The 18047-nt window shown below is 71.2% G+C and carries 7 protein-coding genes; 2 read left to right on the top strand and 5 right to left on the bottom strand.

Annotated features, from left to right (window positions below; genetic code table 11):
- Positions 1 to 4: 4 nt before the first annotated feature.
- Both LTT66_RS33805 and LTT66_RS33800 read left to right on the top strand, forming a co-directional pair.
- On the top strand, positions 5 to 649 hold the full coding sequence (locus LTT66_RS33805; RefSeq protein ID WP_233062552.1) for a TetR/AcrR family transcriptional regulator: 645 nt from the start codon (positions 5 to 7) through the stop codon (positions 647 to 649).
- A 46-nt stretch (positions 650 to 695) separates the two neighbouring features.
- The gene (locus tag LTT66_RS33800; RefSeq protein WP_233062551.1) at positions 696 to 1694 is read left to right on the top strand and encodes a Gfo/Idh/MocA family protein; all 999 of its coding nucleotides are present in this window, start codon (positions 696 to 698) and stop codon (positions 1692 to 1694) included.
- On the opposite strand, the gene LTT66_RS33795 is transcribed toward LTT66_RS33800, so the two are convergent.
- The 5 genes from LTT66_RS33795 to LTT66_RS33775 all read right to left on the bottom strand — a co-directional run bounded on the left by LTT66_RS33795 (position 1677) and on the right by LTT66_RS33775 (position 17674).
- The gene (locus tag LTT66_RS33795; protein ID WP_233062550.1) at positions 1677 to 2927 is read right to left on the bottom strand and encodes a glycosyltransferase; all 1251 of its coding nucleotides are present in this window, start codon (positions 2925 to 2927) and stop codon (positions 1677 to 1679) included. The genes LTT66_RS33800 and LTT66_RS33795 overlap by 18 nt on opposite strands.
- Positions 2924 to 4021 carry an alpha/beta hydrolase gene (locus LTT66_RS33790; RefSeq protein ID WP_233062549.1) on the bottom strand — a complete coding sequence of 366 codons (1098 nt, stop codon included), beginning with the start codon at positions 4019 to 4021 and terminating at the stop codon, positions 2924 to 2926. Before LTT66_RS33790 ends, LTT66_RS33795 begins: the two co-directional genes overlap by 4 nt.
- Positions 4021 to 6267, bottom strand: a complete 2247-nt coding sequence (locus LTT66_RS33785) for a thioester reductase domain-containing protein (RefSeq protein ID WP_233062548.1) — start codon at positions 6265 to 6267, stop codon at positions 4021 to 4023. The genes LTT66_RS33790 and LTT66_RS33785 overlap by 1 nt, the downstream gene beginning before the upstream one ends.
- A gap of 23 nt (positions 6268 to 6290) precedes the next feature.
- Positions 6291 to 16295, bottom strand: a complete 10005-nt coding sequence (locus tag LTT66_RS33780; RefSeq protein WP_233062547.1) for a hybrid fatty acyl-AMP ligase/type I polyketide synthase — start codon at positions 16293 to 16295, stop codon at positions 6291 to 6293.
- A gap of 92 nt (positions 16296 to 16387) precedes the next feature.
- Positions 16388 to 17674 (bottom strand): glycosyltransferase, encoded by a 1287-nt coding sequence (locus LTT66_RS33775; RefSeq protein ID WP_233062546.1) that lies wholly within the window; start codon positions 17672 to 17674, stop codon positions 16388 to 16390.
- Between the last annotated feature and the right edge of the window lie 373 nt (positions 17675 to 18047).

The following is an 18047-nucleotide window of genomic DNA, read 5'->3' as shown; positions in this document are numbered from 1 at the left end:
CCGGATGCCCTCGCTGACCCGGATCCCCAGGAACGCGCGCAAACCCGTCGACGACCGGCGTGCGGAGTTCGAGCGACGAGTCCTCGCCGCGGTGGAGGAGCTGCTCGCCGACGGCACGCCCTACACCGAGATCGCCGTCCACCGGATCGCCGCCGCATCCCAATCGGCCAGGTCGACGTTCTACCGGTATTTCCCGGACAAGAGTCAGCTGCTGATCCGCATGGCCGAACTGGCCACGGCGGATCTGTTCGAGGCCGCCGAACGATGGTGGATCGCCGAGCACACCGATCGCCAGGCCGGAGTCGTGACGGCGGTGCGCACCATGATCGCCGGGTTCCGGGAACACCGGTCGCTGCTGCTGGCGCTGAGCGAGGTGGCGGCCTACGACCGTGACGTCGGCGCCTACTGGCGTGGCCGGGTCGCGTCGTTCGTGGAGGTGGTGCGGTCCCGGCTGGAGAACGACCGCGCCGCGGGCCGGATCAGCCCGGCGATCGATCCGCAGGCCACCGCTGTGGTGCTGACCTCGATGGTCGAACGCGCGATCGCCGTCGGCTTCTCCTCCGGTTCCGGGGTCACCGACGACGCGCTGGCCGAGGCGCTGGGCCGGGCGATCTGGCTCACCGTGTACGGTGATGCGCCGTCTGCCTGACGGATCGCCCGGCGGCGCAATCGGATCCATTGCTACAGTCGCGCGCATGACACACTCCGGGCCGCCCCTGCGGATCGGCATCTTGGGCGCCGCCCGCATCGCACCGGCCGCACTGGTGCGTCCCGCCGGGCAGAACCCGGACGTGCTGGTGGCGGCTGTGGCGGCTCGCGATCAGGAACGTGGGAGTGCGTTCGCGCGCAAGCACGGCATCGCGCAGGTCTTCGACAGCTACGCGGCCCTGGTGGCCGCGCCCGACATCGACGCCGTCTACAACCCGCTGCCGAACGGTCTGCACGGCCGGTGGACGAAAGAGGCACTCGCCGCGGGAAAACACGTGCTGTGCGAAAAGCCGTTCACCGCCAACGCCGCCGAGGCCAGGCAGATCGCCGCGCTGGCCGCGACGTCGGACCGGGTGGTGATGGAGGCGTTCCACTACCGCTACCACCCGATGACCCGGCGGGCGGAGCAGATCATCGCCTCCGGCGAACTCGGCAAGCTGGTGCGCGTGGACACCGCCATGTGCTTTCCGCTGCCGCGATTCTCCGATATCCGCTACGACTACACGCTCGCCGGCGGGGCGTTGATGGACGCGGGCTGCTACGCGGTCCACATGGCCAGGGTGTTCGGCGGCGAGGACCCGGAAGTCGTCGCGGCGACCGCGAAGTTGCGCGGCCCGCACATCGACCGCGCGATGAGCGCCCAGTTGCGTTTCCCTTCCGGTCACACCGGGCGGATCCGCTGCTCGATGTGGTCGTCGGATGTGCTGCGCATCGGCGCGCGCGTGGTGGGCGAACGTGGCGAAATGCGGGTGGTCAACCCCGTGGCGCCGCAGCTGCCGCGCAGGCTGTCGGTGCGTTCGGAGCGCGGCAGCCGCACCGAGAAGACCTCGCGCCGCACGACGTACGCCTATCAGCTCGAGGCCTTCGTCGCGGCGGTGCGCCACGGTGAGCCGGTGCTCACTTCGCCGGAGGACGCCGTGGCGACGATGAGCGTCATCGATGCGATCTACACGGCCGCGGGCCTGCCGCTACGCCAACCGAGCTGACGCGGCGGCGGCGATCGCCTCGGTGTAGACCGACACCAGTCGCGCGGTGAACCGCGACTGCAGGGTCCGGTCGGCGTGGCGTGCCAGCACCTCGCGCATGGCGTCGAGCCGGTCCGGATGATCCGCCAGTTCGCGCAGCGCTTCGGCGAGCGCGTCCGTCGAGGCATCGCGGGCGCGGTATTCCCCGCCCGCGGGGACGGTTTCGGTGACGTCCGGGTCGCAGTGCAGCACCGGCAGGCCCGCCGCGACGGCCTCGAGCAGCACCATGCCCTGCGTGTCGCACCCGGCGGACGGGAAAAGCAGCACGTCGTGGGTGCGCATGGCCGCCAGGCACTCCGCCTGGCTCACCTCACCGTGCAGCCGAACCCGCTCGCGCAGCCCGAGGCGGTCGACGGCCGAGCGCAGGCGAGGCTCCAGCGCGCCCGCGCCGTAGACGTCGAGGAGGCAGCCCTCGGCCCGATGCACCGCTTCGATGGCCTCCAGCGGCCGCTTCTCGGCGGAGAAACGACCGCACCACAGAACGCGCAGCAGCCGACCCCGGTCGCTGGAGCGCTGCGGCAGGGCGCGCACCAGATCGTCGTCGACTCCGTTGGACACCACGTGCATCGGACGGTCCACGCCGTGCGCTGCCAACCGCTGAGCGAAATGCCGGGTCGGCACGACAACGTGGTCGGCGGCCTGTGCTTGGGCGACCAGCGGCCGCCAAGCATGGCGCGCCGTCCGGCTTTCGGGCAGGCGCGGCATCGCGGTGCGCAGGCCGACGAACCCGCCGTGCAGGACGCGCATCGTGAGCGCGGCGAGGTAGGGGAACGGGGAATTGCGTTCGATGAAGGAGTCGTCGCGGCTGTGCATCGACTGGACGAGGGGCAGGCCGTGGCGGCGCGCGGCGCGCAATCCGGCCACGCCCGCGCCGTAGGTGGTCTGCGCGTGCACGAGGTCGAAGCCGCGTTCGGCGAACGCCGCATCGATGAGGCGTGCGTTCCTGCGGGTCGGCAGGGCCACGGGGTAGCCGTTCACGGCCAATCCACCCGTGGTCGCGAGAACGACGATTCCCGGGTCCGGCGGTGTGAGTTCCGGTGGCGGGATGGTGAATACGGTGACGCGATGGCCGAGCCGCTCCAACGCCGTGCGTTGCGCGCGCATCGATGTCTGGATCCCACCGAGGGTGGCCGGGTGGAAATCCGCGAACATCGCGATGCGCAGCGAACGGCTGTCGCGGGTGTGTCTGCTCACGCCGTGCCGACCGATCGGGACGCGGGACGCCCGCAGTCGTCGAGGAATTCCAGGATGTGCCCGTACACGTCCAGGGCCGCGCCGCGACCGAGGAAGGTGTCGAGGTGACCGTAGGAGGGGATTTCGGCGTAGCGGATGTCCAGCTGGGGGTTGCGGGTGGTGAGCACGTCGTGGCACAGCTTGTTCGAATCGAGCCAGACCTCGTTGCGGCTGCCCGACAGCAGCAGTACCGGGCAGTCGATCCGGTCGGCGTGGTCCAGGGCGTTCTCCGGCAGCACGCGGTAGCGGTCGTCGTTGTCGTTCCATCGTTGGACGGCGTGCGCCAGCTCCATCCGCCGCAGCTGGGGCAGCACGTGCACCGGGATCGGGCCGAACAGCTCCGCCAGGCGGTCGTGGGTGCGCGGGTCGAGGTGGTCGTGCACGAACAGTTCGGCGCCCATGCCCCAGCTGCCGTGGACCATCCGGCAGGTGGGGTCGGTGCATTCCCCTTTCCGCGTGAGCAGCGCGTACAGCAGCGTTTTCCGCGACCACAGCCCGACTTTGCGGAAGTCGGATTCGAGGTGGTGCAGCCGGGAGCCGAGTAGTTCGCCGCCCACCAGTACCCGCATCCGCACCGCGTTGCTCACCTTCGGCGTGAGGAAGACGCCCTGGGCGACGACTCCGGCCAAACCCGGTACCAGTCCCGCGGTCATGCTCATCGACAGCGCCAAGGCCCCGACACAGTGCGCGACCACGAACAACGGCTGGTCGCCGATGCGCTGCCGGATCTCCCCGACGGCCTCGGGCAGGTCGTAGAGCGCCACGTCGTCGAAGCTGAAGCGCGGCCCGGAGGCGTTGTACGGCAGGCGGCTGCTGCCGCGCCAGTCCAGCAGCCACGGCTGGTATCCGGCGTCGACCAGCGCGTCGACGATCGTGCGGGTTTCGGGGAGCAGGAACATCTCCGAGGACACGCCGTGGCCGTGCACCAGCAGCACCGCGGGCCGGTCGGGATCATCGACGACGACGCGGCGCAGGCCCAACCGGGTGCCGTCGGTGGTCCGGAACGGGATCTCCTGCACCGTCAGCCCGGCGCCCGGCCGGATCGGGGTGAGCATCAGCGGAACTCCTTCGCGTTTCGGCGCAGATCCAGCAGTTCGGTGCCCAAGCGCAGCGCCGGTTCCAGCAGGCCCTTGCCGAGCTGGGACCCGAACCAGCTCAGCCACAACAGTTTCGCGGTCCGTCGCTGACGCTCGGACAACCGCGGATCCACGTGGATGCCGTCGATCTGATCGCGCAGGTAGGTGTCCAGCGGGACGGCGACCTCGCCCGCGAAGCCCGCCGGTTCGCCGTCGCGGCCGAGTTCGACGGTGAGCGTGCGCGCCTGCCGGATCAGGGTGCGCCGCGCCTCGGCGTATTTGTAGCCGGACAACCACCACGTGCCGCCGTCGGCGTCGCGCAGCGACAGCCGGTAGTGCATGAGCGGGTGCTTCAGCCCGTGCCGTATCGGGATGCCGTCGTGCGGGCGGACCGACAGCGCACCGGTCACGGTGAGCGGCGCGTCGTGCAGCAGCGTGCACCGCAGTTCGCCGCTGACGTCGACGGTGCGCCCGGCCACCAGCTGGTGGGTGCTCGCGATGGACAGCCGCAGATTCAGGGTGCAGGACGTGCCGGCCGGTGCGCCTGCGGGCCCGAGCGTCCCCGCCAATGTCTCCGAGAACCACAGATAGGGTGCGTCTTCCGGTTGCGGTAGCCGCGCCGCTCCGGTGCCGGCGAGCATTTCCAGCGTCTTGCGTTGCGACTGCGCGCCGTAGCGGATGGGCGCGGGCAGATGGTGCGCGCGCAGGAAAGCGCGGGTGCGCTCGTCGGTGGCGGCGGGCACCGATGCCATCGTCTCCAGCGGATGGCGCGCGATGGGGCTGCGCAATACCTGTGCCAGCGATTCCAGTTCCGGCACCGGCTCGGTGCGGATCCGTTCCACCACCTCGTCGCACCACGCGGCCCAGTGCTGTACCCGCATGTCCATGCCGATCGCGGCGGATTCGCCGAGCATCTGCTCGAGGGTGGTGGGTGTGCCGGTGAGGTGGTAGTTGTGGCCCCACGCCGTCGGCGCGCACACGATCGCCGCCGCGACCTTGCTCACCCAATCCACCGGCGCGACATGGAGATTGTGTAGTGCGGGGACAGTGCCGAACCGCGACAGCGCCGCGATGATGCCGCTGTTGAGGTCGCGCGGATTGTGTGCGCCGGTCTCGCGGTGGCCGCCGATGCCGCCGGGCCGCAGCACCGTCACGACCAGTCCGTGTTCGCGCGCCCGCCGCATGACCGCCTCGGCCGCCCATTTCGTCCGGTCGTAGCCGATCACCAGCTTGCCGATATTCGCCACCGGATCGTCCTCACCCATGGCGGCGATGCCGAGCTCGTTGAACACCGCGATCGAGGAGACGTGATGCAGTGGTTTGGGTCTCCCGGTCGCCGCCAGCCGGGCCAGGGTGAGCGGACCGAGGACGTTCGCGCGGCGCAGTGACCGGTAGCCACGCAGGAAGTCCACCGCGGCGCCGACATTGACGATGGCGTCGACCTCGTCCGCCAGCGCCGCCCAGCGTTGTTCGGACAGGCCGAGGTTCGGCTCACGCAGGTCACCGGGCAGCACCGTCACCCGCCTGCGCACCTCCGGGGACCACGGCAGCAGGAACCGCGTCAGCGCGGCGGCCAGCCGGTCGAGGGCGTCCGCGTCGTCCTGCGCGCGGACCAGGCAGACCACCTGCGCGTCGCTGCTGCGCAACAGGTCCAGCAGCAGATGGCTGCCCAGGAAACCGGTGGCGCCGGTGAGCAGGATGCACCGCGGGACGACCCGGTCCGGCGGGTCGACCAGAGGGAGCCGGTCGGCTCCGGCGACATCGGACATGAGCTGCGCGAACTCTTCGTCCACCGCAACTGTCTCCGCCACGGGCAGATCGCGTTCGGTGGATGGGGGGTGAGCGCTCAACCAGCGTTGCGCCAGCCTGCGCGGGCGCGCGTCGGCGAAGACGTCGTCCAGGTCGAGATGCACGTCGAGTTCGGTGGCCAGCGCCGCGACGAACTCGACCGCGGCGACGGACGTGCCGCCGCCGTCGAATAAATCCGTCTCCGGCCCGATCGTCTCGGCGGTGAATCGGTTCGCCACCCCGGTCACCGCCGCCGTGAGCGACTCGGGGCTCCACCGGCCGGGACTCTCCATCGCCGTCCGCGTGGTCACCGGCCCACCCGCGCGCGCCAGCAACGCGGACACGTCGAGACCGCCACCGCTTTCGATGGCCTCGGCGAGCGCGCGCCGATCGGCTCGCTCGGCATGCGGTGGGTGCTCGCCGTTCGGACTGCGCACGGAAAACTCCTTGTCGGCCACGGTCATTGCGCCCAGGATCGGAACGTCCGCAGGCGGTCCAGCGGTACTTCGACCTCGAGTCGCTCGGCATCGATGGCGCCGCCGCCGAGCGCGGCGGCCAAGCGGCGGGCGGGCACGTTGCGCGCGGTGCGGTGCACGGTCATCCGCACCGTCGCGCAGCCCAGCGCCGCCGCGCGCTCGGCCAGCCAGCCGAGCAGGCGTTCCTCGACCCCTCGGCCGAGGGCGCGGCAGCTGAGATGCCATCCGCGCAACCGCAACGCGGCGCCGTCGGTGCGCAGCGCGAGCAGCGCGACGGTGCCGTAGTCGCCGAACCGATCGCGCGCCGATGCGGTCCACACCTCGCCGTCCTCCCGCCACCGCTCGACATCCTCCTCGGTGCCGGCACCCAGCACGAATTGGCTGGTCCGCCGGACGAGCTGGACCGCGCGGGGCATGCTCTGCTCGGACAGCGGCTCGACGGTCACCGCCAGCTGCAGGCCGTCGAGGAACTGCGCGAAGTCCAGTTGCTCCCGGGCCAGGTCGCGTTCGCGTTCGCGCCGGTAGAACTCCGCGCGCTCGGAGTCCTCCGCGGTCACGGCCACCGGGGTCACCGGCCACAACCGGGTGAGGAACGCCTCCAGTTCCCGGGCCGGCGGACAGGTCACCGCGAGCACTTCCGGTGCACGCGCTCGTATTTTCGCGATCTCGACCGGGTTGTCGTCGAGACAGACCACGCCGTCGAGGGCGAATCCCACTGTCCGCGCGGCCTTTTCCAGCCGCTCGGGCTTGCTGTCCCATCCGGTGGACACGACGGTGAAGTCGGTGGCGCGCAGCGGGCTGTCCGGGCGGTCGAGCACGGCTCGGACGGATTCCTCGTCGTTGTTGCTGATCAGCACCAGCAGGGTGCCCGCGGCGCGCCATTGCCGCAACCGCCGCGCCAGCGCGAGCCGTGGTGCGTCGAAGGTGACCGCCGTGGGGCCGACCTCGTCCACGACGCCGCTCCACAGGGTGTCGTCACCGTCCACGGCGATGACCTTCGGCGCGGGCAGCAGAGCGACGCGTGCGACGGCCGCGAGCGTCAGCGCCACCGCGGCCTGGAACTCCTCGGTGAACGGCAGATGGGCCAGCGCGTCGGTCTGCGCGTCGAAACGGTGCGCTACCTGATGGTCCCGTGTCCAGTCGGGCTCGGTGAGCACCGCGACGCCGGGGATCTCCCGCAGCCGCCCCGCGGTCCGGTGCTCCCAGTGGCGCAGGCGCTCGTCCAGATCGGGTGCGGGCAGGAAGCCGACGATGATCGGCACCCGGGCACGCTCGGACGCCTCCCGGACGGCGGCGGGGTACTGCTCGGTCAGTTCGGCGAGCGCGTCGTCGGTGAGCGCACCGAATCGCTCTAGGTCCGCCGCCCGCAGCAAGACGATGCCCAGGGCGGTGGACGGCTGCGCGAAGACGCCGGACGGGTCGCGCAATCCGGCCAGGACGTGGTGATAGGGCGCCTCGAGCACGGTCGGTCCGTCCTCGCCGTGGGCGGGCGCCGACGCGGCGTGATACAGATCCGGCAGCTTGCCCAGCGCGAACGTGGCCGCGAACGCGACGCCGCCGGGTACGGCCGGGCTCGGCGCGCGCGACCCCGGGCGCACCGGCAGGCCGGGGTGCTCGATCACCTCGCCGAGCAGCGTGAGGTAGTCGTGGCCGAGGCGGGTGCAGGTCGCGTCATCGATGATGTCCGCGTTGTAGGTGAACCAGACCTGGCCCGCGTCGGCCAGCACGGCCACCATCAGATCGAGATCGGAGTACCCGGTTCCCACGGGGACCAGTTCCGCGCGGTGCACGGCGGAATTGGCCCGCAGATAGTTGAAGTACACCTCGACCAGCGGCGCGTTGTCCCGGTACAGGCCTTCCGCGGCGAGCGCACCGAGGGCGTCGGAGAAGCCGGCTCCCGGTACGAGCAGGCGCCGCAGCCGGTCTCCCGCACGGCGCAGCAGGTCATCGATCGACTCGCCCGGCTCCACGGTCGCCGGATAGGGCACCGGCACGCCGAAGTAGCCGACGCCGGTGGGGGCGTCGGCGTGGATGCGGGTGTCCACCGGGACGGCGAGCGCGAAACGATCGTTGTCCTGCCGCCGGGCCAGCAGCACGGTCAGCGTGCCGAGGAACAACGCCGCGGGCGTGATGCCCAGCTCCCGAGCGCGCCGCGCCACACCGTCCTGAAGCTCGGCGGGCAGTGCCAGCAGCACCTCTCCCGCGCTGTGACTGCGCTGCGCGGGTCTGGGCCGGGCGAGGGTGAGGTCGAGGCGGCGGCACCCGGCGAACTCCCTTCGCCACTCGGCGTCGGGCTCGCCCTGCGGCGCCTGCGCCGCGAGCAGATCGTGAATGTCCTTGTTGGACAGGGTATCCGGGAAGAGCGTCCCGGACAGCTCGGCGTCGATCTCCCCGGCCACCAGCAACATCGACTGGACATCGCACATGCCGTGGTGTGCGCCGAAGATCAGCATCTGCTCGCCGGAACCGGACACCAACAGCTCGAACCGCCACAGCGGTCCCTTCGCCAGGTCGAACGGCTCGCTCATCAGCTCGCGCAACCGTGCTCGCGCGACGGCGTGGTCGAGCTGCTCGACGACCGTCCACCGCAGCAGCGGCCCGCCCGGCGCGGACCGCACCTGGAGCTGGGTGCCGTGCTCGTCGCTCGGCACGATCACCGTGCGCAGCGCCGCGTGGCGTCCGGCGAGGCGGGCCAGCATCGCTTCCAGTTCGGTGCGTTCGACCGCCGTGTGCAGCCGCATGGCCAGTCCGCCGGTCTGGGCGGCACTCGGCACGCCTTGCCGCTGTGTCCGCAGCAGCCGCATCAGGTCCCGGGTGACGGGCAGAGTGACGACATCGGGGACCTTCTGCGCGCCCTCGGCCACGGCGGGCACGCCGCCGTCCGTGCGTGCCGCCTGTTCGACGAGGTAGGTGGCCAGCGCGGCCGGACTCTGGTGGGTGAAGATCTCGCCGAGCGGCACCAGGATTCCGGTGTCGTCGCGCAACCGGTTGCGCAGTTCCACCGCCATGAGCGAGTCCATGCCCAGGCTCTGGAACGACCGGTCCGGCGCGACGGCGTCCGCGCCCGCGTGACCGAGCACGTCGGCGGCCCAGCGCGCCACCACATCCACCGCGACCGCGGCCGCCGCTTCGGGCGGCAATCCGCGCAGCCGCTCGGCGAACCGCGACCGCGCCGACGGGTCGGTGGCCGCGCGGTGGACGGCCGTGCGGCGCGTCGACGGACGGATCAGTCCGCGCAGCATCGGCGCAACGATCGGCGCGCGCCGCATCGCGTCGGCGTCGATCCGCATCGGCGCCAGCACCGGTTCGGTCCGCCGCAGCGCCGCGTCGAACGCGGCCAAGCCGTCGAGCGCGGCGAACGGGCGCACACCGGTGCGTTCCATGCGACGGATGTCCGCCGCCGCCATCACCTCGTGCATATCGAGGCTCCACGGACCCCAGGCCAGCGACTGCGCGGTACGCCCCTGCGCTGCCCGATGGGTGGCGAGGGCATCGAGGTAGGCGTTGGCGGCCGCGTAGTTCGCCTGACCGGGATTGCCCAGGACGCCCGCGACCGAGGAGAACAGCACGAAGCACGCCAGGTCCATGTCCGAGGTCAGCTCGTGCAGGTGATACGCCGCGTCGACCTTCGGTCGAAGGACCGCTCGGAGCCGTTGCGCAGTCAGCGATCCCAGTGTGACGTCATCGAGGACCATGGCCGCGTGCACGACGCCGCTGAGCGTGCGTCCGCGCAGGACCTCGGCCAGCGCGGCTCGATCGGCCACGTCGCACCGGGCGAAGACCACCTGCGCGCCGAGACCGGTGAGTTCGGCGCGCAAGGCGTCCGCACCGGGGCCGTCGGAGCCTCGCCGGCTGGCCAGCAGGAGCTTGGTGACGCCGTGGGCGCGCACCAGATGCGCGGCCAGCAGCGAGCCGAGCCGTCCCGGCGCTCCGGTGACGAGCACGAAACCGTCCCCGAAATCGGGTCCACTCGGCGCGAGCCCGGCCGCGGCAGGCCGCACGAGCCGCGGTGCGAACAGGGCACCGCCACGCACCATGACTTGTGCCGCACCGGAGGCGAGGACCGCCGCGATGTCGACCTCGGCGTCGGCGCTGTCCACCACCACGACGCGGTCCGGGTTCTCCGACTGCGCCGTGCGAGCCAGTCCCCAGACCGCGGCTCCCGCGGTGTTCGGGACGTCCTCCCCGGGCAGCGCCATCGCCTGCCGGGTGCGCACCACGATCGTCGCCGCGCCCAGTCGCGGGTCGTCGAGTGTGGCCTGCAAGGCCTCGAGGGTCTGCCGTGCCGCGGCGTGCACCGCGTCGATCGAATCACCCTCGGCGACTTCGATGACCACCGCGTCCGGCGCCGCGTCGTGCGGTCCGAGCCGCGACCAGGGCACCGCGACGACCGGCCGGACGATCGCAGGGGCGGGAACTGGTGTCCACTCCGGCCGGAACAAGGTGCGGTGCGCGGCGGACAGCGCCCCGTCGAGTACCTGTGCCGCGGGCGCGGGCCGCAGGAGCAGTGATTCCACCGACACGACCGGCTGTCCGGTGTGATCGTTCGCCAGGACACGTACCCCGTCGCCGGCCTGGGTGATCCGCACCCGCAACGCCGTCGCGCCGGAGGCATGCAGAGTCACGCCGGTCCAGGCGAAAGGCAGCAGCGCCGAACCGCTTTCGCCCGCGCCGAGCAGCAGCGCCGCGTGCAGTGCGGAGTCGAACAGGGCGGGATGGATCTCGAACCGCGCGGCATCACCGTGGGCATGCTCCGGAAGCGCCACCTCGGCGAAGACCTCCGCGCCGCGCCGCCACGCCGCCCGCACCGACCGGAACAGCGGGCCGTACCGGTGCCCGCGCTCGGACAACCGCGCGTACATGTCCTCGACGTCGACCGCCGCCGCGTCCGCCGGAGGCCACCGCGTGGTGTCGACGGCGCCCGCATCGGTTCCGGCGGTCGCCGCCAGCACCCCGCGGGCGTGCAGCGTCCACGAGGTGTCGAGATCTCGCTCCCAGCGGGAGTGGATCGAGACGGGCCTGCCGCCGGTGGCGTCGGCGTCGCCCACGACCACCTGGATCTGCACCGCCGCGTCCTGCGGGACGACCAGCGGAGCGTGCAGCACGAGTTCCCGCACGACGTCGGCGGCCACCTCGTCACCGGCGCGGATGGCGAGTTCGACCAGCCCGGTGCCGGGCACGACGACCGCGGCGGGCGCGGCGTGCTCGGCCAGCCACGGATGGGTCCGCAGCGAGAGGCGGCCGGTCAGCGTCACGCCGCCGGAATCCGGTTGCGGCACGACGGCGCCGACGAACGGATGGCCCGCGGCCTGCAACCCCAGCGCGGAGGCGTCCTCGGACACCGATTCGGTCCAGAACCGCCGCCGGTCGAAGGCGTAGGTCGGCAGATCGACGCTGCCCTGGGCGGGCACCAGCCGCGACCAGTCGAGGTCGCGGCCCGCCACCCACAGCGCGGCCTGCGCACGGGCCAGGCTGCGCGGCCCGTCGGCGTCGCGCACCAGCGACCCGACCGCGACGATTTCCCGGCCGGACTCCTCCGCGACTGTCCGCACCGCCGTGGTGAGCAGCGGATGCACCCCGAGTTCCACGAAATAACGGAACCCGTCGCCGATCATGCGCTCGATGGTGCTCGCGAAGCGGACCGGTTCGCGTGCGTTGCGATACCAGTAGGCGGCGTCGGCGCAGGCGTCGGCCAACTGTTCGCCCAGCACGGTCGAGTACCACGCGACGGCCGGTGGGACGGCGGTCACCCCGGCGAGCTCGTCCAGCAGTTGCTCCCGGATCGGTTCCAGCAGAACGGAATGTCCGGCCAGCGCCGGTCCCGCGGCCAGTATCCGCACCTCGACCTGCTCGGCCTCCAGCTCACGCACCAGCGTCTCGACCGCATGGCGGGTCCCCGCCACGATCGTCGAGCGAGGGATGTTGATCGCCGCGATCGACACCGCCGGCTGCAGCGCCGCCAAGCGCTGTTCGAGCCGCTGCGCGGGCAGGCCGACCATCGCCATCGCGCCCTCCTCGGCGATGCCGGCCATGAGGCGGCTGCGGGCCACGACCACCTGGGCGGCCGCGTCGAGGCTCAACGCACCCGAGACATAGGCCGCGGCGATCTCGCCTTGGCTGTGCCCGATCACGGCATCCGGTGTGACACCCGCGTCCCGCCAGGTCGCCGCGAGCGCCGCCATCGTGGCGAACAGCAGCGGTTGCACCACGGTGAAGTCGCCGAGTTGCGCCGCGGTGAGCCCGAACAGCGCGGTCGCCAGCGACCATCCGGTGCGGTGCCGGAACGCTTCGTCGCATCGGGCGAATTCGGCGCGGAAGACCTCCGAGCGGGCCAGCATGTCACGCGCCATTCCGGCCCACTGCACGCCCTGCCCCGGGAAGACGAACGCCGTCTTACCCGCGGTGAGCGCCGCGTCGGCGGCGACCACGACATCGGGCGCCGACCGTTCGCCGACGAGATCGTCCAGCGCCGAGCGCATCTCGGCATCGTCGGCCGCCACGACGACGGCCCGCCATTCGAACGGGGTACGTTGCATGGCGAGGGAGCGGGACACCAGGGCCGGCGGCGGCGTGACGTCTCCGGTGACGTGCTCGAGCAAACGCCGCGCCTGACCGCGCAGCGAAGTCCGGTTCCGGGCCGAGATCGGCAGCAGCGCCAGTTGTCTGTAGTCCGGCTCGTCGTCGAAGTCGTCGGACGGGTCGTCGAGTGCGGGAGCTTCCTCGAGGATCAGGTGGGCGTTGGTGCCGCTGAGCCCGAACGCGCTGACTCCGGCGCGACGCGGACGGGCGGCGCGGGGCCAGGGCGCGGGATCGGTGCGCACGACCAATCCGCTTCCGGCCCAGTCCAGCTGCGGGGTCGGCGGCCCGTCGTAGGCCATTCCCGGTATCCGCTCGTGCTGCAGACCGAGCACCAGCTTGATGACGCCGCCGATTCCGGCCGCCGCTTGCGTGTGCCCCAGATTGGATTTCAGCGAGCCCACCCCGAGCGGGCGATCCGGCGTACGGCCGGGACCGTAGACGCGGGCCAGGGCGCGTGCTTCGATGGGGTCGCCGAGCGCGGTGCCGGTGCCGTGGGCTTCCACGTAGTCCACGTCCTCGGGCGCCACGCCCGCGGCGCGCAACGCCGCCCGCAGGACCTGCTCCTGGGCGAATCCGCTGGGGGCGCTGATCCCTTGGCTGCGGCCATCCTGGTTGACCGCGGAGCCGCGGACCACCGCCAGCACCCGGTCGCCGTCGCGCCGGGCGTCGTCGAGCCGCTTCAGCAGCACCAAGCCGGCGCCTTCGGCCCATACCGTGCCGTCCGCGCCCGCCGAGAACGGCGCGCAGCGTCCCGACGGCGACAGGACACCGAGTTTGCACAGCTCCACGTGCGCGGTCGGGCCCATCAGCAGTGTCGCGCCGCCGGCCAGGGCGAGATCGCACTCGCCCGCGCGCAGCGCCTGGGCGGCCAGGTGCATCGCGACGATCGCCGACGAACACGCTGTGTCGAGAGTGACGGCGGGTCCGTGCAAGCCGAGCGTGTACGCGACCCGGCCGGAGGCCACACTGGGGGAAAGGCCGGTGCCGACCTGTCCGTTCAACTGGTGCGGAGCGGGATCGGCGAGATAGCCGGTGCTGTACACCCCGAAATAGACACCGGTCATGCTGCCCTGCAACTGCCTGGGGTCGCGGCCGGACCGTTCGATCGCCTCCCAGCTCAGTTCCAGCATGAGCCGTTGCTGCGGGTCCATCACCGCCGCCTCACGCGGCCCGATCCCGAAGAACGCGGCGTCGAACTCGTCCACCTGGCCGAGGTATCCGCCGCGGAAGGTGTACGCCTTGCCCTCGGCGGCCGGGTCCGGGTCGTAGAGCCCGTCGACGCTCCAGCGGCCCGGCGGCACGTCCGACAGCCCGTCGCGCCCCTCGTCGAGCAGGCGCCACAGCGATTCCGGGTCGTCGGCGCCGCCCGGGAAACGACAGGCCATCGAGATGATCGCGATGGCGTCGTCGCCGGTGCGTTCCTGGTGCTGGACCGGCGCGGCATCGGCTTCGGTGCGGTGCAGCGCCGCGACCACCTGTGCGATGGTGGGGTGCTCGAAGAACAGATTCGTGTCCAGCGTATGCCCGACGCGGTCGGACAGCTCCACCACGAGTTCGACGAGATCCGCGGAGCCGAGGCCGAATTCGACCAGCGGGCGGTGCACGTCGATCCGGGCGGGATCGAGGTACGCCAACCGGGCGATGATCTCCACCAGCCAGGTCTGCATCTCGTCGGCGGTGATCGCCGCCGACGACGGGTCGGCGGTCGGCGCGTCCTCGAACTCGCCGCGCACGGGCAGCACGGGGGAGAACTCGTCGTCGAGATACGCCGCGCGGCAGGCCTGCCGCTGCACCTTGCCGCTGCTGGTCTTCAGCAGCTCACCGGGACGGATCAAGACCACCGACCGCAGCGTGAGCCCGTGCTCGGCACCGATCGCGGCGCGGATCGCGTCTTCGGCGTCGGCGAGCTCGGCGGGGTTCTCGGTGCGCACCTCCGCGACCACGACGGGCAGTTCCCCGTCGATGCCCTCGTCCACCGAGAACGCCGCCACGCACCCGGGCCGGACGCTGTCGTGCGCGGTTTCGACGGTCAGCTCCAAATCCTGCGGGTAATGGTTCTTGCCGTCGATGATCAGCAGGTCCTTGCGCCGCCCGGTGACGAACAGCTCACCGCCGGACAGGAAACCCAGATCGCCGGTGCGCAGGAACGCGCGGTCGTCGTCGCCGAGCCTGGCATGGAAGGTCTCGGCGGTGGCCTGCTCGTTGCCGAAATATCCGGCGGCGACACTGGTTCCGGACACCCAGATCTCGCCCTCGGCGCCTTCGGCGCACTCCGTGCGTTGCTCCGGATCCACGATGGCGATCGACAATCCCTCGGCGGGGCGCCCCACGCCGACCAGCTCCGACCGGCCGGGCGGCAGGACCACCGTGGGTTGCGCGCCGATTTCGGCGGCGCTGACGATGAGCGTCGCCTCGGCCAAGCCGTAGACCGGCTGGAAGGACTCCGCCCGGAAACCCGCGCTGCGGAAGGTGTCGGCGAACCGGCGCACCGTGGCCGGGCGCACCGTCTCCGCGCCGTTGAAGGCCACTTTCCAGCCGCGCAGGTCGAGCCGGTCGATCTGCGCGGGCGACATCCGGCGCAGGCACAGCTCGTAGCCGAAGTTGGGCCCCCCGCTGGTGTGCGCGCCGAACGCGGCCACCGCCTGCGGCCAGCGCTCGGGGCGCTGCAGAAAATGCTGGGGGGACAACAGCACCGCGTTCGCGCCGACGAACATCGTCTGCAACACGGGCGCGATGAGCCCCATGTCGTGGTACATCGGCAGCCAGCTGACGAACAGCGCGTCGGTGAGCGAGTCCACCACATCCGGCGTATGGCCCAGGGCCGAGGCGATGGCGCGCTCGTTGTGCAGCAGGTTCGCATGCGTCACCACGACGCCGCGCGGCGCGCTGGTCGAACCCGAGGTGTACTGCAGAAAGGCCACCGAGTCGGGGCCGACGGCGGGCCGGCGCCACGCCGCGGCCGCGTCGTCGGGGATCTCGTCGGTCGCCAGCCAGGTCAGCGCGGCCAGTTCCGGCAGTTGCTCGATCGCCGCGCGCGCGTCGGCGCGGACCTGCGCGGTGGTGAGTACCGCGTCGACACCCGCATCGGTGACCATGTGCCGCAGCCGCCGCAGCGACCGGGCATCCAGCTGCGGCAGCGGTGCGGGCACGGCCACCACGTCGGCGGCCAGGCAGCCGAAAAACCCTGCGATGAAAGCCAATCCGGACGGATAGAGCAGCAGGGCCCGGCGCACGCCGCCGTCCTGCAACGCGGCGGCGATCGCCCGCGCGCGGACCGACACGGCGGCGTAGGTGATGTCGTCGACGGCGCCGTCCGCGTCACCGGTGCGCAGGAATCGGTAGGCGGTCCCGGCGTTCAACGTCTCACCACGGGTGAGCAGCACATCGACGAACGAACGGTATTCGGTCATGCGGTACAACCTTCGGAACTCGACTGTCACGGGGGTCGTGCGCTCATCGGACGATGCCGCGATTCCCACGGGCGCCGTCCGGCGTCTCATGGTCAGGTGGCCGCGGTGGCGAGTTTCTCGACGGCGTCGACCACGGCGAGCACACCGTTCTCCGCCCCGACCGTGCGGCCGATCTCCTCGGCTCGCTGCCGCGCCTGCGGCGTGAGGGCTCGGGCCAGCGCCTGGTACAGGCGATCCGGAGTGATCCGGCGATACGGGAACGTTGCTCCGATACCGAGCCCGGCGATGCGCCAGCCGTAGAAGAATTGATCGCTGTGCACCGGGATCACCACGGCCGGAATTCCCGCGCGCACCACGTCGTGGGTGTTTCCGCTGCCGCCGTGGTGCACCACGGCGCGGCAGCGCGGCAGCACTCGGTCGTAGTCGAACGAATCGATGACCAGCAGAGCGCGATCGGCGCTGAATCCCTTCGGAAATCCCTCGCCTTTCACCGTGACGAGGGCCCGCGCGCCCAGTCGCGCACAGACCGTGGCGATCATCCGGTGGCACTCCACCGGGTCGACGACGGGCATTCCGGTCATGCAGAAATAGATCGGTGGTTCGCCTTCGCCGAGCCAGGCGTCGAGTTCCGGGTCGATGACCGCTTCACCCCAGGCGTCCCGCAGCCGCTGCGGCAGTATGGGGGCGCCGACGACCGTCGCGCGTTCCGGCCAATCGTGCGGCTTCGGCAACAGCACCGGGCTCACCATGTGAACCAGCGGTATCCGCTCGTCGCGCAGTCGCCGAAAAGGATTGCGTGGCTTGCCCGGCAGCCCCATCTGCTGACGCAATTGGCGATCGACCTTGCGATACAGGAACGTATAGGACAATTCGAAAAGGCTATAACTCGCGCGCGACAGAATCCGGGACGACGTCATGTTCTTCGCCATGAACGACGACGGGAACTCTCCGGTGCGCTCGAGCGGGTAGGGCAGGCAGCCGATCACCGGCGTACCGGTCTTCTCCCGGAACTCCATCGCCCAGGGCAATGTCGACGCGCAGGCGACGACGACATCCGCGTCCGCGCAGGCTTTCGCGAGCACCTCGTGCATCGCCACCCCGCGCCCACCCTCGATGATCTTCACCGTGTCGAGCATGATGCGAATGAACGGCAGCGTCCTGCCGGAGGCCAATGCCTGTCTGGCCGCGGGCGTCTCGAGCAATTCCGCGGCGTCGAAGGGAATCACATGGGGTTCGAAGCCCGCATTGCGCACGATGTGCGCCTGATTGCGGGTGGCGGTGATTTCCACGTCGTGCCCGCGGGCGCGGAACTCGTCCGCCAACGCGAGATACGGTTGATGATCGCCCCTGGTACCTGCGGGCAACAAGGCCACACGCATACTATCGACTTCCGCTCGTGCACTGGGCTCGTCTGGCCGAATTCCGCGAATCGGCCGACATCTGATTCGTTGCTGGGATCCGCGTCGCGCGGACGTCCCACTCGCTCGACAGAGTTCGGAACGGTACTCGGCCCCCCGCCGTCCTCAACGGGCCGACTGCCTGTCTGCAGAATCGGGAGATGGTCCTTTCTTCCGAGCGGTGAGTCGACCGAATGCGCCATACCCGGGGTGGTCGACTCCGGCGAAACCGGCGCACGCCAGTATTCCGGCTGGACCGGGCGTCGTCCAGACTAAGGCGGCGTCCGCGTCGTCGCCTTCTCAGCTGTGGGGAGGTTTCCGCCTCTCCACCGCGCATGCGGAATGCGGCGGCCCG

The organism is Nocardia gipuzkoensis, assembly GCF_021183645.1.
Classification (GTDB): domain Bacteria; phylum Actinomycetota; class Actinomycetes; order Mycobacteriales; family Mycobacteriaceae; genus Nocardia; species Nocardia abscessus.
This window is presented reverse-complemented; position numbering and strand designations above follow the sequence as displayed.